This window comes from Phycicoccus avicenniae (genome assembly GCF_050496545.1).
Taxonomy (GTDB): domain Bacteria; phylum Actinomycetota; class Actinomycetes; order Actinomycetales; family Dermatophilaceae; genus Phycicoccus; species Phycicoccus avicenniae_A.
In genome coordinates this window covers 1-25,170 of record NZ_JBNVZV010000035.1, presented here as the reverse complement: position 1 = coordinate 25,170, position 25,170 = coordinate 1, and the positions used below count along the sequence as shown (strand labels likewise).

Here is a 25,170-nt window from a genome sequence, read left to right as displayed (position 1 = left end):
CGCCGGCGCCCGAGGACCACCTGCTCCCGTCGGCCGTCCCACGCGACCGCGAAAGGTGCCGCACCCGGGCGGGCACGGCGCGACTGGCAGGTCTTCGGACTCGTGGGCCCGGCTCGCGCCGCCTACTGCCCGTCGCTTCCCAGGCGCTTCGCGCGCCCAGTGCTCATCTGACGGGGGTCGTTCCCACTCACCGCTGCGGGGCAGTCCCGGAGTTCCACCGGGTTCCCTCTTGCCCCTCTCACCGCCCGGGGGCGGCTCGAGGACCAGCTGCGAGAGACACCATATGTGGGGGGTGCGACAGCATCGGGGACCCACATGTCGTGGCGTGTCGCGCCGCCGACCCCACCTCGGGTCCGATGTCCCGGCTCTGGTCCCATGTCCCGGCTCTGGTCCGATGCGCCGGGTGGCGGCGAGAAGTCACCGCCACCCGGCGAGGTGGACCAGAGCCGGCGCGTCGCGGGCGGGGTTTCAGGGCGCCGGCGGGGCCCATCCGGGGTCGCGGCCGGCCAGGGCGAGCACGCGCTCGAACCCCGTGGCCCCCTCGGGTACGGGGAGCGCCGGCCCGAAGAGACCCTGTCGCTCGGCCGCGGCCTGCTCGGGGTCCTCCGGCGGCGTGACGATCGGCAGCACCGCCTCGGCCTCGGCGTCGGTCGGCGCGTACGGCTGACCGGTCGCGGCGGCGAGGTCCCAGCCGTGCAGCAGCACCTCGTCGAGCGCCACGAGCCCGCAGACCTCACCCGGCAGGTCCACGCCGCCCGCCCGCGTCATCCCGGTCCAGGCCGCCGGGTCCGCCCACGCCTCCCCCAGCCCGTCCAGCCGGGTCCGCAGCTCCTCGCGCCACCCGTCGGGCAGCGGCCCCTCGACCGGCGCCGGCGGCGTGCCCGTCGTCGGACCGTCGACCTTGCCGGCGGCGTCCCGGAAGGCCAGCGCCAGCCCGGTCAGGTGGTGCAGCAGGCCGGTGACGTCGGGGCCCATCGGGGTCGGGGCGGTGAGGTGCGCGTCATCCACCCCGTCGAGCAGGTCGATGACGCGGGTCGTGGCGGGGCGCAGGTCGTGCACGGCGTTCTCCTCGGTCGGCGAGGGCGGGCCGGTCGGCCCGCTCCGTCAGGTCCGACCGACGGGAGCCGCGGAAATCATCGGCCTCAGGCGCCCGGCTCGACCTCGGGGACGCGCGCGAGCACAGCCTCGCCGTGGGCGGGGAGGTCCTCGGCCCGGGCGAGGGTGACGACGTGCCCGCCCACCTCGCGCAGCGCCGCCTCGTCGTACTCGACGACGTGGATGCCGCGCAGGAAGGACTGCACCGACAGGCCACTGCTGTGGCACGCGCACCCGCCCGTGGGCAGCACGTGGTTCGAGCCGGCGCAGTAGTCCCCGAGGCTCACCGGCGCGAAGGCCCCGACGAACACCGCCCCGGCGTTGCGGACCCGCGCGGCCACGGCGGCGGCGTCGGCGGTCTGGATCTCGAGGTGCTCGGCGGCGTAGGCGTTGACGACGTCCAGCCCCACCTCCACGTCGTCGACGAGCACGACCGCCGACTGCCGGCCCGCGAGCGCGGTGGCGACCCGCTCGGTGTGCTTCGCGGCCGCGACCCGGCGCACCAGCGCCTCCTCGACGGCGAGCGCGAGCTCCTCGCTGTCGGTGACGAGGACCGCGGCGGCCAGCGGGTCGTGCTCGGCCTGGGACACCAGGTCCGAGGCGACGTGGTCGGCATCGGCGGTCGCGTCGGCGAGGACGGCGATCTCGGTGGGCCCGGCCTCGGAGTCGATGCCGATGATGCCCTTGAGCAGGCGCTTGGCCGCGGCGACGTAGATGTTGCCCGGGCCGGTGACCAGTGCCACCGGCTCGCAGGTGTCCTCGCCCTCGTCGAACCCGTACGCGAACGCGGCGACGGCCTGGGCGCCGCCCATCGCGTAGACCTCGTCGACGCCGAGCAGGTGGCAGGCGGCGAGGATGGTGGGGTGCGGCCAGCCGCCGTGGTCGCGCTGCGGTGGGCTGGCGACGGCCAGGCTCGGCACCCCGGCCAGCTGCGCCGGCACGACGTTCATCACGACGCTGCTCGGGTAGACGGCCAGCCCGCCCGGGACGTAGAGGCCCACGCGGTCGACCGGCACCCAGCGCTCGGTCACGGTGCCGCCGTCGGCGACCTCGGTGCGGGTGTCGGTGCGGCGCTGGTCGGCATGCACGACCCGGGCCCGGCGGATGGACTCCTCGAGCGCCGCGCGCACGGCGGGGTCGAGGGTCTCGACGGCGCCCGCCACGACCTCGGCGGGCACCCGCAGCCGCTCGGGCCGGATGCCGTCGAAGCGCTCGGCGGCGTCGTGCAGGGCCGCGGCGCCGCGGTCGCGGACGTCCTCGACGATCGGCCGCACCGTGCCGAGGGCGGCCTCGACGTCGAACTCGGCGCGCGGCAGGGCGGCCCGCAGCTCGCGCAGGCCCGGCCGGCGACCGCGCAGGTCGAGGCGGGGGATGACTCCGGTCGGGCTCTCGGGCATGGCGTCCAGTCTAGGTTTCGGCGCGGGGAGCCTCGCCGGCGCGTCCGCCGGCCGCGGCCTCGAGCAGCTCGAGCACCGGGGGCCGGGCCCCGGCGACCGCGGGCGCGGCGAACAGCTCGACCACCCGGGCAGCGAGCACGGCGACGCGCACGTTGGCCTGCTGCGAGAGCTGGACGAGCACCGCGAAGGCCGCGTCGGCGTCCAGGCCGTGCGCGTGCATGAGGGCGCCCTTGACCTGCTCGACGGCGGCCCGCTCGCTCGTCGCGGCGCGCACCGCCTCGGAGGCCGCGAGCCGGACGGCGTCGGTGACGTCGAAGGCCATCCCCTCGAGCCGCAGCGGCTCGCCGTCCTCGGCGCGCACGACGTCACCGAGGAAGGCGACCGCGCGCTCGGCCCCGTCGTCCGAGCGCAGCCGGTACTGGCCGGCGAACGGTCCGGGCGTCGCGACGACCACCTCGAGGAGGGCGAGCACGCGGGCGCGGTCGGCGGGGTGCATCCGGTCGAAGACCAGCTCCGCGGGGTCACCCCCGTCGTCGGCGACCCGCAGGAGGGCGTACATCTCGGGCGACCAGCGCCACGGGCCTGCCGGCAGCTCGAAGGTCGCCCGGGCGAGCGTGGGGACCTGGTGCGCAGGCGCCTGACCTGCACCGACACCCGCCCGGCGCGAGTTCAGCGTCGTCACGGCGGAAGCATCGCACGGCATCCCCGCCGGGGTGGAGGGGCTGTCGAAGGTGGCATGAGCGGAAGGGCGGCCCGTTGCCGCGCGGTCAGCGGCAGTTCCGGACGTTCCGCGTCGTCACCGGGATGACGCGGACGTTGGCGCGTGACGCGGATGTATCCGCGTCACGGCGGAAGTACCGCGTCATCCACCCACCGACGCCGACGTGCCGACGTGGGGCTGCGGTCAGCCGTCGTAGAACTCGGCCTCGAACGCCGCGCGCGCCCGCCGGGCCACCCGCCGGTAGCGCTCCGCGAGGTCCTGGGCCGTGCCGGTCTCCATCCCGAGGATGCGCGCCACGCCGTCGGCGTCGCGGTCGTAGGTCGGCACGGCGTCGACCCCCTTGCCGCGGAACAGGACCCCCGCGTTGCGCATCGACGACGCGAGCCGCCACGAGGCGCCGAGCGCGGCGGCGTGGTCGGCGTCGAGCAGCCCGAGGCGCTCGGCGGCGGCCAGCGCCTCCAGCGTGGACGACGTGCGCAGCTCGGCGTGCTCCCCGGCGTGCCGGAGCTGGAGCAGCTGGACCACCCACTCGACGTCCGACAGCCCGCCGTGGCCGAGCTTGAAGTGCGTCTTGCGGTCGGCGCCACGGGGCAGCCGCTCGGCCTCCATCCGCGCCTTGAGCGTGCGGATCTCGCGGACCTGGCCGTCGTCGAGCCCGCCCTCGGGCCAGCGGATGGGTGCCACCAGCTCGCGGAAGCGTTCGGCCAGGCCGGGGTCCCCGGCCACGGGCGTGGCCCGCAGCAGCGCCTGCGCCTCCCAGACCAGCGACCAGCGCGCGTAGTACTCGCGGTAGGAGGCGAACGAGCGCACCAGCGGGCCGTTCTTGCCCTCGGGGCGCAGCGAGGCGTCGACGTCGAGGACCGGGTCCGGCCCCGGCCGCCCGAGGAGCGCGATCAGCCGCTTGACGACCTCCATCGCCTGGGCCTGCGCGGCGGACTCGTCGGCCCCCTCCACCGGATCGTGGACGAAGAGGACGTCGGCGTCCGAGCCGTACCCCTGCTCCCCGCCCCCGAGCCGCCCCATCCCGACGACGAGCAGCCGGGTGAGCGGCTCCTCCCCCGCGACCTCGCGCAGGCAGACCTCGAGGGTGAGCTCGAGCAGCGCCGCGGTCAGGTCGGTCATCGCCGCACCGAGGCCGGCGAGGGAGACCAGCCCCTCGAGGTCGGCGACCGCCACGCGGAACAGCTCCGAGCGCCGGATCGTGCGCGCCGCCAGCACCGCCGACTCGGCGTCGTCCTTGCGCCCGGCCGCCGAGCGCATCCGGCGCAGGACGTCCTCGCGCGAGCGCGGCGTCATCGTCGAGCGGTCCCCGAGGAACTGCACGCACTCGGGCGCCTGCTCGAGCAGCGCGGCGGCGTACCGGCTGCGGGCGAGGGTGTGCGCCAACCGTTCCGCCGCCGACCCCTCGTCACGCAGGAGCCGCAGGTACCAGTGGGTCGAGCCCAGCTCGTCGCTGATCTTGCGGAAGGCGAGCAGGCCGGCGTCGGGGTCGGCCTCGTCGGCGAACCACCCGAGCATGACGGGCAGCAGCTGGCGCTGGATGGCCGAGCGGCGGCTCACCCCACCGGTCAGCGCCTCCAGGTGCCGTAGCGCGCCGGCCGGATCGCGGAAACCCAACGCCGACAGGCGTTCTCGCGCGGCCTCCGGCGTGAGCCGCACGTCCTGGTCGGACAGCCGTGCCACCGCCGAGAGCAACGGACGGTAGAAGATCCGCTCGTGCAGCCGGCGCACCTCGCGCCGCCGTGCGCGCCACTGCTCCTGCACCGCCGAGGCCGGCGACGAGCGGTGCCCGAGCCCACGGCCGAGCCGGCGCAGGTCCACCTCCGCCGTCGGCATGAGGTGCGTGCGCCGCAGCCGGTGCAGCTGGATGCGGTGCTCCAGCGCGCGCAGGTACCGGTACGCGGTCCCCAGCGTCGCGGCGTCGTCGCGCCCGATGTAGCCGCCCGCCGAGAGCGCCGCCAGCCCCTCCAGCGTCGTGGCCGTCCGCAGCGACTCGTCGGCCCGGCCGTGCACCAGCTGGAGCAGCTGCACCGAGAACTCGACGTCGCGCAGGCCGCCGGCCCCGAGCTTGATCTGGCGCTCGGCCTCGGCCTTCGGGATGTGGTCCTCGACGCGGCGGCGCATCGCCTGCACGTCGTCGACGAAGTTCTCGCGGCTCGAGGCCTGCCACACCATCGGCTGCACGGCGTCGCAGTACGCCTGTCCCACAGCGGTGTCCCCGGCCACCGGCCGGGCTTTGAGCAGTGCCTGGAACTCCCAGGTCTTGGCCCAGCGCTCGTAGTACGCACGGTGGCTGGCCACGGTCCGCACCAGCGGACCGTTCTTGCCCTCGGGCCGCAGCGCCGGGTCGACCTGCCACAGCGACCCCGCCCCCGTGGCGGCCGAGCACAGCCGCATCAGCCGGGTCGCGAGGTCGGTGGCCACGGCCACGGCCTCCTCCTCGGAGACCCCCTCGGCGGGTTCGGCCGCGAAGATGACGTCGACGTCGGAGATGTAGTTCAGCTCGCGCCCACCGGTCTTGCCCATCGCGACCACGGCCAGCCGGGTGCGCGCGGCGTCCTCCCCCACCTCGTCGCGGGCGATCCGCAACGCTGCCTCCAGGGCCGCCGACGCGAGGTCGGCGAGGGCCGCCGCGGTGCTCGGCAGCACCTCGAGCGGGTCCTCGGCCGTGGTGTCGAGGGCGGCGATGCCGAGCAGCTGCTCGCGGTACCCGACCCGCAGGGCATCGGCCGCCGTGAGCGCGCCCGGCGACCCCACGGCGTCCACCAGCCGCTGCACCCGCTGCGAGGCGGCCACCGGCGCCGCCTCGGTGACGGCCACCCAGTGCTCCGGGTGGGCGACGAGGTGGTCGCCCAGCGCCGAGGACGCCCCGAGCACCGCGAGCAGCCGGCGCCGCGCCACCGAGTCCTCCCGCAGCGCCGCGACCACCTTCTCGCGCAGGCCCGCCCCCTCCGCGGCCTCCATGAACCGCACGAGCCCGAGCAGCGCGCCGTCCGGGTCGGCGGCCCGGGCCAGCCCCTCGCTCAGCCCACCGGCGTCGATGCGGTCCGGGGTGCCGGCGATGCCGTCGAGCGCGGGGTCGTCGAGCAGCACGGCGGCGCGCCGCGGGTCGTCGAAGCCGAGCCGGGCGACGCCGGTGGGGACCGACTCGGGGGTGCGCGAGCTCACCGGCGCCCCGTCAGAGCGCGGGCAGGTAGCGCTCGAGCTCGAAGGCGGTCACCTGGTTGCGGTAGTCCGCCCACTCGGCACGCTTGTTGCGCAGGAAGAAGTCGAAGGTGTGCTCGCCGAGGGTCTCGGCGACGAGCTCGCTGGACTCCATCGTCTCGATCGCCTCGGACAGGCTGGCCGGCAGCGGCTGGATGCCCATCGCCCGGCGCTCGGAGTCGGTGAGGCTCCACACGTCGTCCTCGGTCTCCGGCGGCAGCTCGTAGCCCTCCTCGATGCCCTTGAGCCCGGCGGCGAGCAGCACCGCGAAGGTCAGGTACGGGTTGCACGCGCTGTCGATGCTGCGCACCTCGACCCGCGTGCTCTGGCCCTTGTCCGGCTTGTACATCGGCACACGCACCAGTGCGGAGCGGTTGTTGTGGCCCCACGTGAGGTGCGCCGGCGCCTCGCCGCCACCCCAGAGCCGCTTGTAGCTGTTGACCCACTGGTTGGTCACCGCGGCCGTCTCGGCGCCGTGGCGCAGCAGACCGGCGATGAACTGCCGGCCCACCTTCGAGAGCTGGTACGGCGCGCCGGGCTCGTGGAAGGCGTTGGTGTCACCCTCGAAGAGCGAGACGTGCGTGTGCATCCCCGATCCCGGGTGCTCGGCGAACGGCTTGGGCATGAAGGAGGCGTAGATGCCCTGCTCGAGCGCGACCTCCTTGACGACCGTCCGGAAGGTCATGATGTTGTCCGCCGTGCTCAGGGCGTCGGCGTAGCGCAGGTCGATCTCGTTCTGCCCGGGCGCGGCCTCGTGGTGGCTGAACTCGACGCTGATGCCCATCGTCTCGAGCATCGTGATGGCCGCACGCCGGAAGTCGGCGCTCGAGCCGTGTGGGGTGTGGTCGAAGTAGCCGGAGGTGTCGATGGGCACCGGCGCCTGGCCGGGCACCCAGTCCTGCTTGAGCAGGAAGAACTCGATCTCGGGGTGGGTGTAGAAGGTGAAGCCCATGTCCGAGGCCTTGGCCAGCGCCCGCTGGAGGACGTGGCGGGGGTCGGCCATGCTCGGCGTGCCGTCGGGGAGGGTGATGTCGCAGAACATCCGCGCCGTCCCGTTGCTGTCGCCGCGCCACGGCAGCACCTGGAAGGTGCCCGGGTCGGGCTTGGCGAGCATGTCGGACTCGTAGACACGGGCGAAGCCCTCGATCACCGAGCCGTCGAACCCGATGCCCTCGGCGAAGGCGCCCTCGAGCTCGGCGGGCGCGATGGCCACCGACTTCAGGGTCCCGAGCACGTCGGTGAACCACAGGCGCACGAACCGGATGTCGCGCTCTTCGATGGTGCGGAGGACGAACTCCTGCTGACGGTCCATGTCACGCATCCTGCCGCATCCGTGTGTCGCGCGTGTGACACGCCGACGGGCGGCGGGCCGGAGGCGAACCTCCGACCCACCGCCCGTCGAGGGTGGTGCTGGTCCTCCCGCGTTACGGGGTGACCGCCCGGGTGTCGAACCGGACGCGCACCGAGGTGCCGTTCTCGGCCAGGACCCGGATCTTGGTACCGCTCCCCGCGACCGTCACGCCACCGGTGGGCTGGTCGGTCTTGAAGTAGCGGGCCGGGTTGGTGTCGTCGAACAGCGGCTGCGCAGCCTGGCCGCGGACGTAGCTCGCCCGACCGGTCGTGGCGCTGTGCAGCGTGAACGAGTCGGCCTTCTGGAGCCCGAACGTCGCGTCGTACATCTGGATGCGCGGCCGCCAGGGCTGCCCGTCCAGGTTGTAGATCGTCTGCGGGTGCGCGTCGATCGGCAGCACGAGGCCCTCACCGGGGTGCTGGCTCGTGTTGTTGTCCGACTGCGAGGTGTCCCAGAGGGAGATGAGCAGGCCGTCCTGGTACGGGAAGTGCTCCGCCAGGTCGGGCCGGTCCGGGAACCCGAAGTTGTACGGGCCGGTCTTGAGGTACCGGTCGTACGCGACGTACTCGCGGTTGCTCGCGATGTAGAAGCGGGCGAAGTCCGCCGAGGTGGTGGACCCGACGGCCGAGAAGCCGTTCAGCGTCCAGCCGTTGGCGCCGTTCTCCGCGCCGTCCTCGAGCAGCGTGGTGCTGCCGTTGGTCACCTTGATGGCGTCGACGAAGATGCCGGAGGGGGTGTCGGGGTTGGTCCCCTGCGCCGCACCGTCGGTGGAGTAGCGGACCTGCACCTTGACCGTCTTGCCGGCGTAGGCCGACAGGTCGAAGGTCGCCGGGGTCCAGGCCGCCTGCTCGCCGTCGATCCCGTTGCCCTCGGCCGCGGTCGTGATGTTGCCGGCGATGGCCTTGAAGCCGGTGCCGTCGTCGACCTCGACGAAGGCGTAGTCGCAGGCGTCCGGACCGCAGTCCTCGATGTTCCACCGCGCCTGGAAGGACAGGGTGGTCGTGCCGGCCGGGACGGCGAGCGAACGCGACATCGTCGAGTTCAGGTCGTCACCGGCGCCCGAGTACCACTGCTTGGCACCCGCGAACGGGGCACCGAGGTCGTTGGTCACGGTCCGGTCCGGGAGGACGACGACCGCACCCTGCGGCTTCTTGGAGTTGTACTCGTGCGGGCCGAGCTCGAGGACCCGGTTCTGCCCGGGGGCGATGACCTCGTAGTCGAGCCAGCCGAGCTGCAGCTTGTCCCACGCGGAGAGGTCGGCCGCCCGCGAGCCGAGGGCGTTGTCGCCCTTGGCCGAGACCCGGCTCTGCGCCATGAGGGTCCACCAGTTCACGGGGTTCTCGTTGGCCGAGGAGGGCCCGGAGGTGTCGTAGTGGTCCGGCAGACCGAGGTCGTGGCCGTACTCGTGCGCGATGACCGAGAGGCCACCGTTCTCGGGCTGGACGGTGTAGTCCGCGGCCCAGATCGAGCTGGTGCCGACCTGCGTGCCACCGAGCGCCGGGAAGGGCGCGGCCGGATTCGGCGTCTGGAAGGCGCGCCAGCGGTGCGACCAGATGGCGTCCTCGCCCTGCAGCGGGTCACCGTCGGCCTGGTCGCCACCCGCGTGGACGATCTGCAGGTGGTCGATGTAGCCGTCGGGCTCGTTGAAGTTGCCGTCGCCGTCCTTGTCGTACCGGTCCCAGACGTCGTACTTCTTGAGGATGTTGTTGATCTGCGCGTCGGACTTGCCGGCGGCCTTCTGCTGGGCCACCCAGGCGTTCATGCCGTCCTGGACGAGGTTCCACGTGTTGCTGCACACGTTGGAGGCGCAGGGGAAGCCGTCGCTGCGGCCGTAGCGGGCCTCGTTGTAGCGCACCGTGACCGGGTCGGTGGCCATGCCCGCGACCGAGTAGCGGCCCGAGGACTGGCGCTCGTAGTACTGGCGCATCGACTCACGGCCGGTCACCTTGCCGGTGCCGAAGTAGAGGTCCTGGTAGTAGGCCTTGTCGTACTTCGGGTGCCAGTCGGTGCTGTTGTCGACCGCGCGGTTCGGCTCGGGGATCTCGTTGAAGAGCGGGCCGTTGAAGCGGGCCGGACCGGGGATGTTCGGGTTCGTGTCCTGGTCGGGGTAGCTCGGGTGGCGCTCGTTGCCGAACTGGACGACGAGGACGAACAGCTGGTCCGTGGCCTCACGGGCGAGCTCGACGTACTGGTCCTTCTTCCACTTTGTCTGCGCGGTGCGGGCGCCCTGACCGGCCGCGGTGGCGGCCGATGCGGTGCTTCCGACCTTGACCACGGTGCTGCCGTTGATCTGCTGCGGCTTCGCCTGGCCCTTGAGGACCGAGGAGATGGCTGCCTGGCGCATCTCGGACTGCTTGTCCGCGATGGGGTCCGGCAGTGTGTCGCTCGGGACCGCCCTCTGGGGCTCCCCTGCCGGCACGGTGGGCTTGTTGGCCGCGACCCCGGGGCCGGCGAGTGCCGTCCCGAGTCCTGTGGCCAGGGCTACGCTCAGTAGCCCGACGGCGGTCTTGCGCACGTGGTCCTCCTGCGATGGTGTGTGTGGGACCGTGCAGGCCACGGCGTTGCGCGGCTGCACTGCCTACCGGACCCTAGACCGGCTTCGCGCGCTTGGCGAGAGGGAGGAGCAGGCTTTTTGTGGTCAGTTCCCAGCCTTCGCCAAGGTTTGCGTGCGAACGCCCCCGATGCGTCTGGTCCTGCGGCCGGATGACCCCGCCGCCGTCCGCTCCTAGGATTGCCGCATGAGCGAGCAGACGCCGTCCGGCCCGGCACCCGAGGGCACCGCCCCCTACGGCACGGGCGCCCAGGCCGCTCCGCAGCGCCGCGTGCGGGTACCGCACCTGCTGCAGATGAAGGAGCGCGGCGAGCGCTGGGCGATGCTCACCGCGTACGACATGTACACCGCCGAGATCTTCGACGAGGCCGGCATCCCGGTCCTGCTGGTCGGCGACTCCGCGGGCAACAACGTCTACGGCTTCGAGACCACCGTGCCGGTGACGGTCGACCACCTCGTGCCCCTCGTGCGTGCGGTCACCAGCGCCGCCCGCCGGGCGATGGTCGTCGCCGACCTGCCCTTCGGCTCCTACCAGGCCAGCCCGCAGCAGGCGCTGGCCACCGCCACCCGCTTCATGAAGGAGGGGATGGCCCACGCCGTCAAGCTCGAGGGCGGGGCGCCCATGGTCCCCGAGGTCGAGCTGCTCGTCCGCGCCGGCATCCCGGTCATGGGCCACATCGGCTTCACCCCGCAGAGCGAGCACGTGCTCGGCGGCTACAAGGTGCAGGGCCGCGGCGCCGGCGCCGAGAAGCTGCTCGAGGACGCCCTGGCCCTCGAGGCCGCCGGCTGCTTCGCGGTCGTCATGGAGATGGTGCCGGCCCCCGTCGCCGCCGAGGTGACCAAGGCCCTGCGCATCCCGACGATCGGCATCGGCGCCGGACCCGACTGCGACGCACAGGTTCTCGTGTGGCAGGACATGGCCGGGCTGCGCGGCGGGCGGGCCCCGCGCTTCGTGAAGAAGTACGCGGACCTGCGCGGCGACCTGCTCGGCGCGGCGCGCTCCTACGCCGCGGAGGTCGCCGGCGGCACCTTCCCCGCGGCCGAGCACTCGTTCGAGTCGTGACCGGGAACCCGTTCCGCAGCTGGGAGCGTCCGAGCGGCATGTGGACCACCAGCCCTCCCCCGTCGCGCCCCGGCCCGCCCACCCGGTGGGCCGGGCACCAGCGGGGTCCCGAGGCGGCCCTCGCGTACCGGCAGCGCTTCCTCGACCTCGAGGCCGCGGGCGCCGACCTGCACGGCGAGGCGCGGTTCGTCTCCGAGCTCGCCCCACCCCCGTCGCGCGTCCTCGACGCCGGCTGCGGCTACGGCCGGGTGGCCAGCGAGCTGACCCGCCGCGGTCACTACGCCGTGGGTGTCGACGCCGACCCGGACCTCGTCGCGCTCGCGCAGGAGGACCCCCGCACCCGGTTCGTCGTCGCCGACCTCTCGACCCTCGACCTGCGCACCGAGCAGGAGTTCCACGTCGTGCTGCTGGCCGGCAACGTCGTGCCGTTCCTCGCCGAGGGCACGCTGGCCGCCGTCCTCGAGCGGCTCACGGCGCACCTGGTGCCGGGTGGGCACCTCGTGGCCGGGTTCGCCCTCGGCGACGCCGTACCGCAGGGCGCGGCGCCGGTGTCGCTGGACGACTACGACCGTCTCGCCCGCACGGCGGGCCTGTCCTACATCGCGCGCTGGTCCACCTGGGACCGGCAGCCGTTCGGCGCCGACAGCACGTACGCGCTCTCGGTGCACCGCCGCCTCGGCGGCTGAGGCCGGTCAGCCCCGGTCGGTGCCCTTCTCGTCCCACTCGCGGTCCTCGGCGTCCCACTGCTCGGTCTTCTCGCGGGCCGTGTCGAGGGCGCGCGCCGCGGCGTCCTGCGAGTCGTACGGGCCGAGGACGTTGGCGTCCTGGCTGCGGTCGGCGTCTGTCTCGACCTGGCCGGTGTCGACGTTGTACCAGTACGGCATCTCGGGTTCTCCTTCGCCGGTGCGCTCTGCCTAGACTCCAACCTATGCCCTTGACCCACGCCAGTGTCGCCCCCGGCGCGGTGTCCCCCCGCCGGCCGGTCCCGGCGGAGATCACGCGTCCCGAGTACGTCGACCGCCCCGCCCCGGCCACGTACACCGGGCCCGAGGTCAAGGACGCCGAGACCATCGAGCGGATGCGCGTGGCCGGTCGGATCGCCGCCGACGCGATGGCCGCCGCCGCCTCCGTCATCGCCCCCGGCGTGACCACCGACGAGGTCGACCGCGTCGGCCACGAGTACCTCCTCGACCACGGCGCCTACCCCTCGACCCTCGGCTACCGCGGCTTCCCCAAGTCGCTGTGCACGTCGGTCAACGAGGTCGTGTGCCACGGCATCCCCGACGACCGCCCGCTCGAGGACGGCGACGTCGTCAACATCGACATCACGGCGTACATCGGTGGGGTGCACGGGGACACGGACGCCACCTACCTCGTCGGCGACGTCGACGAGGAGTCGCGGCTGCTCGTCGAGCGCACCCACGAGGCGATGATGCGCGGCATCCGCGCGGCCCGGCCGGGGCGCGAGATCAACGTCATCGGGCGGGTCATCGAGTCCTACGCGAAGCGCTTCGGCTACGGCGTGGTCCGCGACTTCACCGGCCACGGCATCGGCTCCGCGTTCCACAGCGGGCTGATCGTGCCGCACTACGACGCGGCGCCCTCGTACGACACCGTCATCGAGGCCGGCATGACCTTCACCGTGGAGCCGATGCTCAACCTCGGCAGCCACGAGTGGGAGATGTGGGACGACGGCTGGACCGTCGTCACCAAGGACCGGCGCCGTTCGGCGCAGTTCGAGCACACCATCCTCGTGACCGAGTCCGGTCCCGAGATCCTCACCCTCGGAGAGGCAGCGGCATGAGCACCGGTCACCCCCTCGGCATCGACGTCGGCGGCAGCGGCATCAAGGGCGCGCCCGTCGACCTGGAGCAGGGCGCCTTCGCGCAGAAGCGGCTCCGCATCGAGACTCCGGCCGTCTCGACGCCCGAGGCCGTCTGCGACGTCATCGCGCAGGTCGTCGACCACTTCGACGAGGTGCGCAGCGACTCCCCGATCGGCGTGACGATCCCGGGCGTCGTGCAGCACGGGGTCGTCAAGACCGCGGCGAACATCGACAAGGCGTGGATCGGCTGCGAGATCGAGAAGCTCCTCGAGGACCGCCTCCAGCACGACGTCGTCGTCGTCAACGACGCCGATGCCGCGGGCGTGGGTGAGCTCAACTACGGCGCGGCCAAGGGCCACGACGGCGTCGTCATCCTCACCACGCTCGGCACCGGCATCGGCACTGCCATCTTCAACGAGGGTGTGCTGGTGCCGAACTCGGAGCTCGGGCACATAGAGATCGACGGTTCCGACGCCGAGCCGCGCACCGCCAGCTCGGCCAAGACGCGCGAGGACCTCAGCTACCCGGAGTGGGCCGAGCGCCTGCAGAAGTACTACCGGGCGCTCGAGGACCTCATGTGGCCCGACCTCTTCGTCGTGGGCGGCGGGGTCTCCAAGGACTCCGACGAGTTCCTCCCGCTCCTCGACATCCGCACCCCGATCGTGCCGGCGCAGCTGCGCAACAAGGCGGGCATCATCGGTGCGGCCGTGCTAGCCACCGCGTCGCAGCAGCGCCACGGCAAGCACACCGGCTGAGCCGGACCCGCTACTCCCCCACCGGGAACTCGACCGCGCCGGCCCCGGCGAGGTCGTGGATGCGTGTGTCCGGCGAGCCCAGCTGCCCGGCCTGGCCGAGGTAGAGCGCCCGCCCCCGGGGCTGGAGCAGCCCGTCGTGGACCGGCACGGCGTGCGGTGCGGCGAGACGACGCAGGAACGCCGTCATGTCCCGGCTGCGCGCCCACGGCGCCTGCAGCGGGAAGGCGAGGACGTCGACGTCACCGGGCTCGGCGTCGAGCGCGTCGCCCGGGTGGAAGAACGACGGCTCGCCCTCGGCGTCGAGGCGCACGCCGACGTTGGGGATGCGCGCGATGTCGTCGTGGATCAGCGCGTGCACCTCGCCGACCGGGGTCACCGTGACCGACCCGACGGCCGTCGGCCCGTCGTGCGCCTGCGCGTCGACGCCGAGGCCGGCCAGCACCTCGAGGCTGCCCGGGTCGCAGAGCACGCGGGCGTCGGGGTTGACCGCGAGGAGGGCCGGCAGGCGGTCGGGGTCGAGGTGGTCGGGGTGCTGGTGGGTGACGAGCACCGCGTCGAGGTCGCGGACCTCGGCGAGCGTGTCGGCGAAGGTGCCGGGGTCGACGAGCAGGCGGGTGTCCGCCATCTCGAGGAGGACGCAGGAGTGGCCGAGGTGGGTGATCCGCATGCACCCCACGCTAGGCGCCGGGCCGGCGCCGTGGGCGGGCCGGGGTCGACCGGGGTCAGCCGACCGCGGGCTCCGCGCCGTCGTCGGCGTGGGCCTGCTCGCGCACGACGGCCGCTTCCTCGACCGGCCGCACGACGGTGTCGACGAGCTCGGCCGCGGCGACGAGGTCGTCGGGCAGGACGTGCAGCTCCGGCGGCACCTGGGACATCGCCTTGGCGCCCTCGCCGGCGACGAACAGCGGCAGGGTGCGCGCGAGGCGGGTCAGGGAGGGCAGCCGCGCCTCGAAGGCGGTGTGCCGCACCCCGGCGAGGACCACGGCGTCGGCGCGCAGGAAGCGCGCCGCCTCGGCGATGGCGGTCATCGGCGAGTTGGCGCCGAGGCTGACGACGCGCCACCAGCGGGCGTGCAGCATCGCGCCGAAGAGCTCGAGGGGCAGGTCGTGCAGCTCGCGCGGCGGGCAGGCGAGGACGACGGTGCGGGCCAGCGGGCCCTGGACGGGCAGGCGCAGCTCGCCGAGCACGCCGCGGAAGGCGCTCGAGGCGAAGTGCTCGTGGACGACGCCGAGGCGCCCGGCCTCCCAGTCGTCGCCGACCTCCTTGAGGACCGGCATGATCACCTCGGTGACCGTGGCGTCGACGCCGGAGACGAGCAGGGCGTCGAGGAGGACGTCACGCACGGCGGCGCCGTCGAGGGCGCGGGTGGCATCCATGACGCGTCGGCGGGCCAGGCCGAGGTCGGTGGCGGGGTCGGTGCCCAAGAAGTGCTCCTGATCGTGGACGAACGAGCACCATAACCTTCGACACCGGTGTCATCCGTCGTCGGGGTCATGAGAAAACCCGCTGGTCAGGGCAGGGGCGGGGGACGAGTCGGGCTGTAGGCCGGGTTCTGTCCCGCGCCGCCGTCGCCGGCCGCGCGGTGACGGTCATCCATCTCGGGTGGCCGTTGCCGACCACCTCCAGCGCCCTACCCGTGTGCTCGGGCGGGCCGCCCTCGAACGCACACTGTCTGGGCTTGCTCCGGATGGGGTTTACCGAGCCGACCTGGTCACCCAGGCCGCTGGTGGTCTCTTACACCACCGTTTCACCCTTGCCGCAGAACCGGTCTCGCGACCGGAACGGCGGCGGTCTGTTCTCTGTGGCACTGTCCCGCGGGTCGCCCCGGGTGGCTGTTGGCCACCATCCTGCCCTTCGGAGCCCGGACCTTCCTCGGCGGTGGTTGCCCACCGACGCGACCGTCCGCCCGACTCGTCCGCGCCCAGTGTAGGGCGGCTCAGTGGTGCAGCGTCACCGACCGGATGGTCACGGGGAGGGCGGGGGCGCCGTCCTCGGGCGTGCCGTCGGTGCCGGGGTCGATGCCGCCCGCCGCGATCCTGTCGAGGACGCGCATGCCCTGCTCGCTCACCCGGCCGAAGACCGTGTAGTCGGGGCGCAGGCGGGAGTCCTCGTAGACGAGGAAGAACTGGCTGCCGTTGGTGTCGGGCCCGGCGTTGGCCATCGCGAGGGTGCCGCGCGGGTAGACCTTGCGGCTGCCGTCGGGGAAGCCGGGCCAGTTCTCGAGCGCCTTCGCCGCGTCGAGCTCGTCGCGGAAGGAGTAGCCGGGGTCGCCGTAGCCGGTGCCGAGCGGGTCGCCGCACTGCAGCACCGAGAGCGCGGCCGGCGGGGTGCGGTAGGCCGTCAGGCGGTGGCAGCGGGTGTCGTCGAAGTAGTCGCGGTGGGCGAGGAACAGGAAGCTCTGCACGGTGCAGGGCGCGGCGCGGCGGTCGAGCATCAGCGGGATGCTGCCCTGGTTGGTGCGCAGGACGACACGCTCCTTGCCGCGGTCCGGCGTGAGGCGCGGGTCCTTCGGGAGGCCCACCCACGTCGAGTACGTCTGGTCCGCCAGGGGCGTGTACGCGCACGGCCCGCGCGTCGGGCCCTGGCTCGGGCCGGGCGACCCGTGACCGGGGCGGCCGTGCCCGTCGGAGGCGCCGGCGGCCGACGGGGCGAGGACCAGGAGGGCGGTGGCCGCGAGGGCGGCGAGGACGGGACGGATGCGCACGGCGGTCTCCTCGGCTGGGGGCGGCCGGGTCCCGGCCGTTCGGCACGCTACCGACGGATGCGCCGGCGCGCGCGGCGAGCGCCGGCGCCCTGCGGCCTCAGCGCACGAAGCGGACCGCGCTCCCGGCCACGTCGGCGAGCTCGAGGCGGACCGGCACGGTGGAGCCGAGCGCCGCGCGGTCGCCCGTGACCTTGGCGAGCACCGGGAGGTCGACGAGCTGGACCTCCATCCCCTTCTCGAGATGGTCGACGACGACCGCCTGGAAGGTCTCGCCCTCGCGGCCGGCGAGCACGGCGGCCTCGGTGGCGTCGGCGCAGGCCCGCTCGGCCGCGCGGGCGGTCCGGTCGGAGGCGGTCATCAATTCAGGGAGCTGCGGCAGCGCCTCACGCACCTCGGCGGGCACCTCGGCCCCACGGGCGAGCGCCTCGCAGACGACCAGGCCGAAGCGGTCGACGAGCCGGCGCAGCGGGGCCGTGACGTGCGCGTAGGGCGCGGCGACGGCGGCGTGCTCGGGGTCGGCGGGCGGTGCGCCGTCGAAGGCCGTGTACGAGGCGCCCCGGAAGAGCGAGGTGGCCTCGTGGATGAGGGCGAGGTGGCGTGGGTCGGTGCGGTCCAGCCCCCGGACGAGGTCGCCGTACGACGTCCCCTCCGGCCACTCCACGTGCAGGCCGTGCGCGGCGCGCCGGAACCGCGCGACGGCGTCGTCGGTGGGGGCGGGCATCGTGCGCAGGACACCGACGCCGCCGTCGAGCATCATCGACGCGGCCGCCATCCCGGTCATCAGCGAGAGCTGGGCGTTCCACTCCTCCGAGGCCACCGGCGGGCGGAAGCGCAGCGTGAACCCGCCGTCGGGGTCGGCGCCCGCCTCCTGCTCGGGCATCGGCAGGCTCGCACCGCCGCGGGCCCGTTCCTGGGCGATGCGCCGCTCCCCCACCTCGCGCAGGAGCAGGAGGCGTTCGTCGGCGGTGCCGCCGTCGACGGCCGCCTGGACGCCCGCGTAGTCGAGCCGCTCGACGCTGCGGACCATCGCGCGGCGCACCTCGGAGCGGGTGAGCAGGCCGTCGCCGTCGAGGCGCAGGTCCCAGACGAAGGCGGGCCGGACCTCGCCGGGCAGCAGGCTGCCGGCGCCCTCGGAGAGCACCGGCGGGTGCAGCGGGACGCGCTCGTCGGGGCAGTAGACGGTCTGGCCGCGCTCGCGCGTGACGCGGTCGAGGGCGCCGCCCGTCCGGACGAAGGCGGGCACGTCGGCGATGGCGTAGCGGACGCGGTGGCCGACGCCGTCGCGCTCGATGTGCAGCGCCTGGTCGAGGTCCATCGAACCGGGCGGGTCGAGGGTGAGGTACGGGACGTCGGTCTCGTCCGGGTGCCCACCCGGTGGCGGCTCGGCGGCGACCCGCTCGGCCTCGGCGAGCGCGTCGGCGGGGTACGGGCCGTCGAGACCGAGCTCGGCACGGACCGCGGCGAACCGCGCTCGCAGCGCCTGTTCCACCCCCCGGCCGGTCTCGGCGTCGGTCGGCCGGAGGACCACCCTGGGATGCGGCATGGGGCCGACCCTAACCGTCCGTACGCTGTACCGGTGCTCATCCTGCTGCCGCCGTCGGAGTCGAAGTGGAACCGCCCCCGCGGCGGGCCGGCCGACCCCTCGACGTGGTCCTTCCCCGAGCTCGCGCCGGTGCGCGCCGAGGTCGCCGAGGCGCTGTCGGGTGTGAGCCGCTCGGCCGACGCGGCCGCCGTGCTGGGCGTCTCGGAGGGCCTCCTCGAGGAGGTCGCGCGCAACCTCGTGCTCGACACGCTGCCGGCCACCCCTGCGGCACAGGTGTACACGGGCGTCCTCTACGACGCCCTCGACCTCGCCTCGATGGAGACCGCCGCCCGCCGGCGCGCCAACCGGTGGCTGGTCGTCGTCTCGGCGTTGCACGGAGCGGTGCGCCCGACCGACCGCATCACGGCCTACCGCCTCTCGATGGGCGTCACGCTCCCGGAGACCGGTCCGCTCGCGCAGCGCTGGCGGCCGGCCCTGGACGCTCCCCTGACCGCCGCCGCCGGGAACGGCGCCGTCGTCGACTGCCGCTCGGCCGCGTACGCCGCGGCTTGGCGTCCCGGCCGCGACCTCGCCCGGCGCTGGGTGCAGGTGCGCGTGCCCGGGGCGAGCCACATGGCGAAGCACACCCGTGGGCTGGTCGCCCGGCACCTCTGCGAGGTCGGTGTCGCCGCCCGCACCGTGCCGGCGGTGGCCGAGGTCGTCGGTCGGGCCTTCGACGTGGAGCTGCACGAGCCGGCGCGCCCCGGCGCGCCCTGGGTGCTCGACGTGCAGGCCCCGTGACCACGGCGGACGCCCTCGCGCTCGCCGAGCGCCTCGGGCCGGTGGTGGTCTTCCTGCTCGCCATCACGGTGACCGCCGAGCTGGCCGAGCGCGCCGGCGTCTTCGACGTCGCCGGCCACGGGGTCGCCCGCCTGGGGGGTGGGCGGCGCTGGCTGCTGTGGGTGCTGTTCGCCGGGCTCGCGGTGGTGGCGACCATCGTGCTGTCCCTCGACACCACCGCGGTGCTGCTCACGCCCGTGGGGCTCGCTGTCGCGGCCCAGGTGGGGTTGGACCCGCGGCTGCTCGCGGTGACGACGCTGTGGATCGCCAACACCGGCTCGTTGCTGCTGCCGGTCTCGAACCTCACCAACCTGCTGGCCCTGCACACGCTGGAGTCCGACGGTCTCGGGCACGGCGACTACGTGCGGATGGCGTGGGTGCCCGCCCTGGTGGCGGTCGTGGTGACGCTGGTGCTCGTCGCGCTGCTGCACCGCCGGAGCCTGCGCGGCCGCTACGCGGTGGATGCTCCCCCGGAGCCCCACGACCTCGTGCTCCTGCGGGTCGCCGGTGTCGTGTGCATCGTGCTCGGACCGCTGTTCGCGCTGGGGGCTCCGCCGTGGGCGGTGGCACTCGTGTCGGCCGGCCTGCTCCTGGCCGTGACGTGGCGCCGGGACCGGCGGCTGCTGCGCGGGCTCCCCGTGCCGTGGGCGATGGCCGCCGGGTTCGTGGCGGTCTCGGTGGTCGTCGACGTGCTGCAGCGCCACGGCCTCGCCGACCTGGTCACGCGCGGCCTGCCGGACGGGACCGGGGCCGGGGCGCTCCTGGCGCTGGCGGGTGCGGGCGCCGGGCTGTCGAACGTCGTCAACAACCTGCCGGCGTACCTCGTCCTCGAGCCGGCCGCCGGCGGGTCGGCCGCGCGGCTGCTGGCGCTGCTCGTCGGGACCAACGCCGGGCCGCTCGTCACACCGTGGGCCTCGCTCGCGACGCTGCTGTGGATCCAGCGCTGCCGGGCGCGGGGCGTGAGCATCTCGTGGCGGTGGCTGGCGCCGGCCGGGCTGCTCTGCGCCGTGATCGTCGTCGTCTCCTCGGCGCTGGCGCTCTCCGTCGCCGGCTGACCGCGCCGCGCCGCACCGCCGCCAACCTTCGACAGCCCGGAGTACCACGCGTGCGTGACCCGTTGTGCGGGTACGCATCCAGTGATGAATGGAGCAGCATGAGCGTGGTCGACGACCTCGGACGCAGGGCCCAGCGACGGCTCGGCGCGGCCCTTCGCGCGCGTGTCGCGGGGGACGATGCGAGCGAGCGGGCGGCGGTGATCTGGGGTCGCACCGGTGAACGGCGCTTCGGCCCGGACGACCCGGTCTGGCGCGTCCACGCCGACGCCTCGATGTTCCCCGGCGGTGTCTGCGCGCTGCTGCTCCAGTCCCTCAACCCGTCCGCGATGGCCGGCGTCGCCGGGCACAGCGGCTACCGGGGCGACCCGTGGGGCCGGCTGCAGCGCACCTCGCACTTCATCGCCACGACGACCTTCGGCACCGTCGAGGACTCCGACGCCGCGGTCGAGCGGGTGCGCGCCATCCACGAGCGGGTGCGCGGCAAGGACGACGACGGCGTGCCGTACTCCGCGTCCGACCCGGCGCTGCTGGAGTGGGTGCACCTGGCCGAGGCGTGGAGCTTCCTCGGTGCGTACCAGCGGTTCTCGGCGACCCCGCTGAACGACGACGAGGCCGACCTGTACGTCGAGCAGTCGGGGGTGGTGGCCCGGCAGCTGGGCGCCGTCGAGGTGCCGACCACGGTGGCCGGGCTGGCCGCGGCCCTGGAGGAGCAGCGGGCGGGACTGCGGGCCACGCCGGCGGCACGTGATGCGGCCCGTTTCCTGCTCCTCGACCCGCCGCTGCCCTGGACGCAGCGGGCCGGCTACGGGCTGATCGCCTCCGGCGGGGTCGCGCTGCTCCCGTGGTGGGCGCGGCGCGAGCTGAGGTTGCCCGTGGCGGGGCCGGTGGCCGGCGCCGCGGGGGTGCTGGGGCTCGCCGGCACGCGTGCGGTGCGCTGGGCGATGGCCGGTGTGGCCGAGGAGCGCCGCGTGGCGGCTTCCGCCTGAGGCCGGCTGCGGCGCAAGCGGTTCGGCGAGGGGCGTCAGCCCTGCGCGACGAGCTCCTCGATGCGCTCGAGGGTGGCCGCCATGTTCTTGCGGGTCATGCCCTCCATGCGGCGGACGACCGGCTTGCTGGTGGCCGCCTCCTGCGTGATGTCCCACGACTCGGTGACGAGGGTGCCGCCTTCCACGGGCTCGAGCTCGTAGCGCCAGATGCGGCCGCCGACGAGGCTCTTGAGCGCGCCCCCGGCGAGGGTCTGCCACGCGATGCGGCGGTTCTCCTCGAACTCGATCACCGTGTTGCTCGTCGAGTACGCGACGCCGATCTTCATGTCCATCCCGAAGCGGTCGCCGAGGGCCAGCCGCCGGCCACCGCTGCGCGCCCCGGTCACCGAGCCGCCACCGTCGATGCGCTGGTGCCCGGCCGGGTCGGCGAGCAGGTCGAAGATCGGCTCGGGCGGCGCGGGGATCAGGCGCTGGACGGAGACGACGTCGCGGGTGGTCATGGCGGTGACGCTACAGGCCGCGCGATGACCCGCCGCGCGTGGCCTCGGCCGCGGCGAGCGCCCGGTCGAGGTCCTCGGCGAGGTCCTCGGGGTCCTCGAGGCCGACCGACAGCCGCACCGTGCCGTCGGTGATGCCGACCGCCGCCCGGGCCTCCGGCGTCAGGCGCCGGTGGGTCGTGGTGGCGGGGTGGGTGGTCAGCGACTTGGCGTCCCCGAGGTTGTTGCTGATGTCGACGAGGCGCAGGGCGTCGAGGAAGGCGAAGGCCGCGTCCTTGCCGCCGTCGAGCTCGAGCGTGACCACGGTGCCGGCACCGCCGTCCATCTGGCGCAGCGCGAGGTCGTGCTGCGGGTGGCTCGGCAGGTACGGGTGCACGACCCGGGTCACGCCGCGGCCGTCCTGCTGCCACCCCTCGAGCGTGCGGGCGAGGTCGAGGGCGGCCCCGGCCATCGCGCGCACCCGCAGGTCCAGGGTCTCCAGGCCCTTGGTCAGCACCCAGGCGTTGAAGGGGGACATCGCCGGGCCCGTGTGCCGCATCAGGTTCTTCACCGGACCCTCGACGAAGTCGCGGGTGCCGAGGATCGCCCCGCCGAGCGCGCGGCCCTGGCCGTCGATGTGCTTGGTGGCCGAGTAGACGACGACGTCGGCGCCGTGGGCCAGCGGGTGGCTGAACACCGGTGTGCCGAAGACGTTGTCGACGACCACCTGCGCGCCGGCAGCGTGCGCCAGCTCGGAGACGGCTGCGATGTCGACGAGCTCCTGCATCGGGTTGCTCGGGGTCTCGAAGAAGACGGCGGTGGTGGGGGTGGCGAGGGCCTCGCGCCACTGGTCGAGGTCCGCGCCGTCGACGAAGACGGTCTCGACCCCCCAGCGCGGGAGGATCTCGTCGAGGATGACGAAGCAGGAGCCGAAGAGGGCGCGCGAGGCGACGACCCGGTCGCCGGCGCCGCAGAGGGCGGCCATCGCGGTGAAGACGGCCGACATCCCGGAGGCGGTCCCGAAGCAGGCCTCGGCACCCTCGATGAGACGCATCCGCTCCTCGAAGACGGACACCGTGGGGTTGCCGTACCGGCTGTAGATGTAGTGGTCGACCTCGTCCTTGAAGGCCGCCTCGGCCTGCGCGGCGGACTCGTAGACGAAGCCGGAGGTCAGGTAGAGGGCCTCGGCGGTCTCGTCGAACCCGCTGCGCTGCAACCCTCCTCGCACCGCGAGGGTGCGGGGACGGAGAGGATGGGCGTCGTCGGCGGGATGCGTCACTGCTGCCGCCAGGGGAGACCGGCCTGCTTCCAGCCGGAGACGTCGCGGTGCCCCTCAGCGCCGACCGGCCCCTCGAAGCCCTCGGTGACGTTGTACGCGGGCCCGAGCCCGGCAGCGGTGGCGGCCTCGGCCGCGGCGACCGAGCGGACGCCGGAGCGGCAGAGGAAGTAGACGGGGCGGCCGGGATCGAGGCCGAGCGCGCGCAGCTCGTCGACGAAGCGGTCGTTGACCGCGCCCGTCGGGAAGCGGCTCCACTCGACGAACCCGACCTCGCGCCCGGCCGAGGACAGGTCGGGCACACCGACGTAGGCCCACTCGGCGGTCGTGCGCACGTCGACGAGGACGGCGTCGTCGGGTCCGGTGACCGCGGCGTACGCCTCGGGCGGGGTGACGTCACCTGCGTAGCTCATGCCCTCGAGCGTAGGGCGGCGCCGGCGGTGGCGTCGGGGCGTCTCGGGTGTCGGTGGGGGTTCCTACGGTGGTCGGATGGCTGCCGCCCCGCCCGAGCGTCCGCGCGTCGTCCTCACCACGCTCGCCGGCGTCGACGGACGCATCACGCTGCGCCGCGACCAGGTCCTGCTCGAGCCCTCCGTCGGCGAGCGCTGGCGGGCCGCGTGGCCGGACGACGTCGAGGGCCTGCTGGCGCGGCGGGACGCGTGGGTGGAGGAGCACCACGCGCCGACCGCCACGCTCGAGGGCAGCGGCACCTTCGTGGTCGACGGCACCTCGTCGCCCTGGGCACAGGTCGGCGGGCCGTGGGACCACCCCGACCACCTGCCCCGCCGGGCGCCGCACTGGTTCGTGGTCGTCGACGGCCGCGGACGGGTCGACTGGCGGTTCACGGGTGACGACACGACCGCCCTGCTCGTGCTCGTGAGCCGCGCGACGCCGCCCGGCTACCTCGCTCGGCTGCGGAAGCTCGGGGTGGGCTGGCTCGTGTGCGGCGACGAGCGGGTCGACCTCGCGGTCGCGGTGCGCCGGCTCGGGGGCGAGCTGGGGGTGCGGTGCGTCCGGGCCGACGGCGGGGGCGGCATCAACGGGGCGCTGGTGCGCGCCGGGCTGGTCGACGAGCTGCACGTCGTGACGATGCCGGTGCTCGTCGGCGGGCTGGGCACGCCGACGTTCCTCGACGGCGAGCCGCTGGCCCCGGACGGCGTGCCGGTGCGGCTGCGCGTGGTGTCCGTGGAACGTGGCGCGGAGGGGAGCACGTGGACCCACTACGAGCTGGACGGCGCCTGACGTCGAGACCGGCGGGCCGCCGACGCCCCGAACATCCGCGTCGTCACGGTGATGACGCGCTTGCTCCCCCAGGACACGGATGCATCCCCGCCCGCGGAGAGGTTCTGCGCCGTCACAGTGGCGCCGGGGAAAATGTGGCCCGGGCCCGATGGCGGCGTGGGTACCGTGCCGGCATGACGGCGGGGATCGTGCTGCACTTCCACCCGGGCTGGGCCTTCGGCGACATCACCGTCCTCGAGTCCATCGCGGCGTCGGGCGTCTACCGCAGCCAGTGGGAGACCGGCACGTCCACCGGCGGCCTGACCGCGGTTCCCGGAGGCGACCGATGGCGGTGGGAGAGCCGGCTCTTCGAGGGGCGCTACGACGAGGCGGATGCGGCCGCCCGTCCGGTCTACGGTGCCTGGAACCGCCGCGACGACCCCTACGGGGCGTCGCCCCGCTTCGGCTCCGCCTACCTCCGGCTCCGCGCCGAGGTCACCGAGCGGGCCACCTTCTGCTGGCCGGACAGCGTCTACGACCCGCGCGACGTCGGCGGTCCGGACCGGCTCGAGGAGCTGTGCCGGCTGGCCGACGCCGGGGTCCTCGACCCGGCCCTGCTCCCACCGAGCGCCGCCGACCTCCCCCTCGACGACCCCCTCAACGACTACGTGGAGGCCCACGTCCACGGCGGCCTCGTGCTCGCGCGCGACGTCGAGGCGCTCGTCCTTGACCCCTCGGACCACGAGCGGCACGCCGGCGCGCTGGCCCGGTTGGAGTGTCCCGTCGAGGTGCACCCCGGCTACCGCGTGCGCGCCGACGCCATCGACCCCCTCTACCGCGGCCCGGTGCCCGTGGCGCTCGCCCACGCCCTCGGCGGCGACATCACCCCCGCGCGGCTGGCCGAGACGTCGGGGACCGCCGACCCGCAGGCCCTGAAGTGGCTCTGGCACTGCCTGGCCCGCTTCGGCCGCAGCTGGGCCCGGCCCGGTCGCTAGGGTGCCTCGGTGGCGAGTGACGAGCGGGTGCGCACTGAGGACGAGGTCGTCGCCCGGTACCCCGCACCGGCCTGGGGGGCGGGGGGGCGCCCCCCCCCCCCCCCCCCCGCCCGCCCGCCGGCGCCCACCCCCC

General features: G+C 74.3%; 23 protein-coding genes, 1 other RNA gene and 1 riboswitch. Of the genes, 9 read left to right on the top strand and 15 right to left on the bottom strand.

Annotated features, from left to right (window positions below; translation table 11 throughout):
* Positions 1-68: 68 nt before the first annotated feature.
* Positions 69-283: riboswitch (cobalamin riboswitch) on the bottom strand.
* Positions 284-468: 185 nt separating this feature from the next.
* The 6 genes from ACQZ2A_RS19980 to ACQZ2A_RS19955 form a co-directional block, all read right to left on the bottom strand.
* Positions 469-1,059 (bottom strand): TIGR03086 family metal-binding protein, encoded by a 591-nt coding sequence (locus ACQZ2A_RS19980; protein ID WP_430214505.1) that lies wholly within the window; start codon positions 1,057-1,059, stop codon positions 469-471.
* Between the two features lie 83 nt (positions 1,060-1,142).
* Positions 1,143-2,492: a histidinol dehydrogenase gene (gene hisD / locus ACQZ2A_RS19975; RefSeq protein ID WP_430214504.1), complete on the bottom strand. Its 1,350-nt coding sequence runs from the start codon at positions 2,490-2,492 to the stop codon at positions 1,143-1,145.
* A 10-nt stretch (positions 2,493-2,502) separates the two neighbouring features.
* Positions 2,503-3,174, bottom strand: coding sequence for a PAS and ANTAR domain-containing protein (locus tag ACQZ2A_RS19970; protein WP_430214502.1), 672 nt, complete (start codon positions 3,172-3,174; stop codon positions 2,503-2,505).
* Positions 3,175-3,396: 222 nt separating this feature from the next.
* Positions 3,397-6,381 carry a bifunctional [glutamine synthetase] adenylyltransferase/[glutamine synthetase]-adenylyl-L-tyrosine phosphorylase gene (locus ACQZ2A_RS19965; RefSeq protein ID WP_430214500.1) on the bottom strand — a complete coding sequence of 995 codons (2,985 nt, stop codon included), beginning with the start codon at positions 6,379-6,381 and terminating at the stop codon, positions 3,397-3,399.
* A 10-nt stretch (positions 6,382-6,391) separates the two neighbouring features.
* Positions 6,392-7,729 carry a type I glutamate--ammonia ligase gene (glnA, locus tag ACQZ2A_RS19960; RefSeq protein WP_430214497.1) on the bottom strand — a complete coding sequence of 446 codons (1,338 nt, stop codon included), beginning with the start codon at positions 7,727-7,729 and terminating at the stop codon, positions 6,392-6,394.
* A 112-nt stretch (positions 7,730-7,841) separates the two neighbouring features.
* Positions 7,842-10,283, bottom strand: a complete 2,442-nt coding sequence (locus ACQZ2A_RS19955; protein ID WP_430214496.1) for an immune inhibitor A domain-containing protein — start codon at positions 10,281-10,283, stop codon at positions 7,842-7,844.
* A gap of 223 nt (positions 10,284-10,506) precedes the next feature.
* Between ACQZ2A_RS19955 and panB the strand changes: the two genes are divergently transcribed.
* Both panB and ACQZ2A_RS19945 read left to right on the top strand, forming a co-directional pair.
* Positions 10,507-11,382: a 3-methyl-2-oxobutanoate hydroxymethyltransferase gene (panB, locus tag ACQZ2A_RS19950; RefSeq protein WP_430214494.1), complete on the top strand. Its 876-nt coding sequence runs from the start codon at positions 10,507-10,509 to the stop codon at positions 11,380-11,382.
* Between the two features lie 38 nt (positions 11,383-11,420).
* Positions 11,421-12,068 (top strand): class I SAM-dependent methyltransferase, encoded by a 648-nt coding sequence (locus ACQZ2A_RS19945; RefSeq protein WP_430214493.1) that lies wholly within the window; start codon positions 11,421-11,423, stop codon positions 12,066-12,068.
* Between the two features lie 6 nt (positions 12,069-12,074).
* Here the strand turns inward: ACQZ2A_RS19945 and ACQZ2A_RS19940 are convergent, their stop codons facing one another.
* Positions 12,075-12,266 (bottom strand): methionine aminopeptidase, encoded by a 192-nt coding sequence (locus ACQZ2A_RS19940; RefSeq protein WP_430214491.1) that lies wholly within the window; start codon positions 12,264-12,266, stop codon positions 12,075-12,077.
* 44 nt (positions 12,267-12,310) lie between these two features.
* Here ACQZ2A_RS19940 and map point away from each other — a divergent pair, with 44 nt between their 5' ends.
* Positions 12,311-13,186: a type I methionyl aminopeptidase gene (gene map / locus ACQZ2A_RS19935; protein ID WP_430214489.1), complete on the top strand. Its 876-nt coding sequence runs from the start codon at positions 12,311-12,313 to the stop codon at positions 13,184-13,186.
* Positions 13,183-13,962, top strand: coding sequence for a polyphosphate--glucose phosphotransferase (gene ppgK / locus ACQZ2A_RS19930; RefSeq protein WP_430214488.1), 780 nt, complete (start codon positions 13,183-13,185; stop codon positions 13,960-13,962). Before map ends, ppgK begins: the two co-directional genes overlap by 4 nt.
* A gap of 10 nt (positions 13,963-13,972) precedes the next feature.
* Here ppgK and ACQZ2A_RS19925 read toward each other — a convergent pair whose 3' ends face one another.
* From ACQZ2A_RS19925 to ACQZ2A_RS19905, 5 genes are all read right to left on the bottom strand, one after another.
* Positions 13,973-14,629 (bottom strand): MBL fold metallo-hydrolase, encoded by a 657-nt coding sequence (locus ACQZ2A_RS19925; protein ID WP_430214486.1) that lies wholly within the window; start codon positions 14,627-14,629, stop codon positions 13,973-13,975.
* Positions 14,630-14,684: 55 nt separating this feature from the next.
* Positions 14,685-15,386 (bottom strand): cobalamin B12-binding domain-containing protein, encoded by a 702-nt coding sequence (locus ACQZ2A_RS19920; protein WP_430214484.1) that lies wholly within the window; start codon positions 15,384-15,386, stop codon positions 14,685-14,687.
* Positions 15,387-15,487: 101 nt separating this feature from the next.
* Positions 15,488-15,876, bottom strand: an RNA gene (gene rnpB / locus ACQZ2A_RS19915) — RNase P RNA component class A.
* A 22-nt stretch (positions 15,877-15,898) separates the two neighbouring features.
* The gene (locus ACQZ2A_RS19910) at positions 15,899-16,666 is read right to left on the bottom strand and encodes a peptidylprolyl isomerase (protein ID WP_430214483.1); all 768 of its coding nucleotides are present in this window, start codon (positions 16,664-16,666) and stop codon (positions 15,899-15,901) included.
* A gap of 97 nt (positions 16,667-16,763) precedes the next feature.
* Entirely contained in the window at positions 16,764-18,209 is a 1,446-nt protein-coding gene (locus ACQZ2A_RS19905; protein WP_430214481.1) for an RNB domain-containing ribonuclease, read from the bottom strand.
* Positions 18,210-18,242: 33 nt separating this feature from the next.
* On the opposite strand from ACQZ2A_RS19905, the gene ACQZ2A_RS19900 reads away from it, so the two are divergent.
* From ACQZ2A_RS19900 to ACQZ2A_RS19890, 3 genes are all read left to right on the top strand, one after another.
* Positions 18,243-18,989, top strand: coding sequence for a YaaA family protein (locus tag ACQZ2A_RS19900; protein ID WP_430214480.1), 747 nt, complete (start codon positions 18,243-18,245; stop codon positions 18,987-18,989).
* On the top strand, positions 18,986-20,083 hold the full coding sequence (locus ACQZ2A_RS19895; protein ID WP_430214478.1) for an SLC13 family permease: 1,098 nt from the start codon (positions 18,986-18,988) through the stop codon (positions 20,081-20,083). Before ACQZ2A_RS19900 ends, ACQZ2A_RS19895 begins: the two co-directional genes overlap by 4 nt.
* 98 nt (positions 20,084-20,181) lie before the next feature.
* Complete coding sequence (locus tag ACQZ2A_RS19890; RefSeq protein WP_430214477.1) at positions 20,182-21,069, top strand: oxygenase MpaB family protein; 888 nt, start codon at positions 20,182-20,184, stop codon at positions 21,067-21,069.
* Between the two features lie 35 nt (positions 21,070-21,104).
* On the opposite strand, the gene ACQZ2A_RS19885 is transcribed toward ACQZ2A_RS19890, so the two are convergent.
* Genes ACQZ2A_RS19885 through ACQZ2A_RS19875 form a run of 3 tightly spaced genes read right to left on the bottom strand, consistent with a single transcriptional unit; the run spans position 21,105 to position 23,234 of the window.
* The gene (locus ACQZ2A_RS19885; protein WP_430214475.1) at positions 21,105-21,569 is read right to left on the bottom strand and encodes an SRPBCC family protein; all 465 of its coding nucleotides are present in this window, start codon (positions 21,567-21,569) and stop codon (positions 21,105-21,107) included.
* Positions 21,570-21,579: 10 nt separating this feature from the next.
* A complete protein-coding gene (locus ACQZ2A_RS19880) occupies positions 21,580-22,824 on the bottom strand; it encodes an O-succinylhomoserine sulfhydrylase (RefSeq protein WP_430214473.1) in 1,245 nt (414 codons plus the stop codon).
* The gene (locus tag ACQZ2A_RS19875) at positions 22,821-23,234 is read right to left on the bottom strand and encodes a rhodanese-like domain-containing protein (protein WP_430214472.1); all 414 of its coding nucleotides are present in this window, start codon (positions 23,232-23,234) and stop codon (positions 22,821-22,823) included. The genes ACQZ2A_RS19880 and ACQZ2A_RS19875 overlap by 4 nt, the downstream gene beginning before the upstream one ends.
* Before the next feature lie 76 nt (positions 23,235-23,310).
* Here ACQZ2A_RS19875 and ACQZ2A_RS19870 point away from each other — a divergent pair, with 76 nt between their 5' ends.
* Positions 23,311-24,063 carry a RibD family protein gene (locus ACQZ2A_RS19870; protein WP_430214471.1) on the top strand — a complete coding sequence of 251 codons (753 nt, stop codon included), beginning with the start codon at positions 23,311-23,313 and terminating at the stop codon, positions 24,061-24,063.
* A gap of 173 nt (positions 24,064-24,236) precedes the next feature.
* On the top strand, positions 24,237-25,037 hold the full coding sequence (locus ACQZ2A_RS19865) for a DUF3626 domain-containing protein (protein ID WP_430214469.1): 801 nt from the start codon (positions 24,237-24,239) through the stop codon (positions 25,035-25,037).
* Positions 25,038-25,170: the final 133 nt, after the last annotated feature.

Excerpts from the sequence above, each read along its gene's own strand:
- hisD (WP_430214504.1), bottom strand. The coding sequence starts at position 2,492 with ATGCCCGAGAGCCCGACCGGAGTCATCCCCCGCCTCGACCTGCGCGGT.
- glnA (WP_430214497.1), bottom strand. The coding sequence starts at position 7,729 with ATGGACCGTCAGCAGGAGTTCGTCCTCCGCACCATCGAAGAGCGCGAC.
- panB (WP_430214494.1), top strand. The coding sequence starts at position 10,507 with ATGAGCGAGCAGACGCCGTCCGGCCCGGCACCCGAGGGCACCGCCCCC.
- ACQZ2A_RS19945 (WP_430214493.1), top strand. The coding sequence starts at position 11,421 with ATGTGGACCACCAGCCCTCCCCCGTCGCGCCCCGGCCCGCCCACCCGG.
- ACQZ2A_RS19940 (WP_430214491.1), bottom strand. The coding sequence starts at position 12,266 with ATGCCGTACTGGTACAACGTCGACACCGGCCAGGTCGAGACAGACGCC.
- map (WP_430214489.1), top strand. The coding sequence starts at position 12,311 with ATGCCCTTGACCCACGCCAGTGTCGCCCCCGGCGCGGTGTCCCCCCGC.
- ppgK (WP_430214488.1), top strand. The coding sequence starts at position 13,183 with ATGAGCACCGGTCACCCCCTCGGCATCGACGTCGGCGGCAGCGGCATC.
- ACQZ2A_RS19925 (WP_430214486.1), bottom strand. The coding sequence starts at position 14,629 with ATGCGGATCACCCACCTCGGCCACTCCTGCGTCCTCCTCGAGATGGCG.
- ACQZ2A_RS19905 (WP_430214481.1), bottom strand. The coding sequence starts at position 18,209 with ATGCCGCATCCCAGGGTGGTCCTCCGGCCGACCGACGCCGAGACCGGC.
- ACQZ2A_RS19890 (WP_430214477.1), top strand. The coding sequence starts at position 20,182 with ATGAGCGTGGTCGACGACCTCGGACGCAGGGCCCAGCGACGGCTCGGC.
- ACQZ2A_RS19885 (WP_430214475.1), bottom strand. The coding sequence starts at position 21,569 with ATGACCACCCGCGACGTCGTCTCCGTCCAGCGCCTGATCCCCGCGCCG.
- ACQZ2A_RS19875 (WP_430214472.1), bottom strand. The coding sequence starts at position 23,234 with ATGAGCTACGCAGGTGACGTCACCCCGCCCGAGGCGTACGCCGCGGTC.
- ACQZ2A_RS19870 (WP_430214471.1), top strand. The coding sequence starts at position 23,311 with ATGGCTGCCGCCCCGCCCGAGCGTCCGCGCGTCGTCCTCACCACGCTC.
- ACQZ2A_RS19865 (WP_430214469.1), top strand. The coding sequence starts at position 24,237 with ATGACGGCGGGGATCGTGCTGCACTTCCACCCGGGCTGGGCCTTCGGC.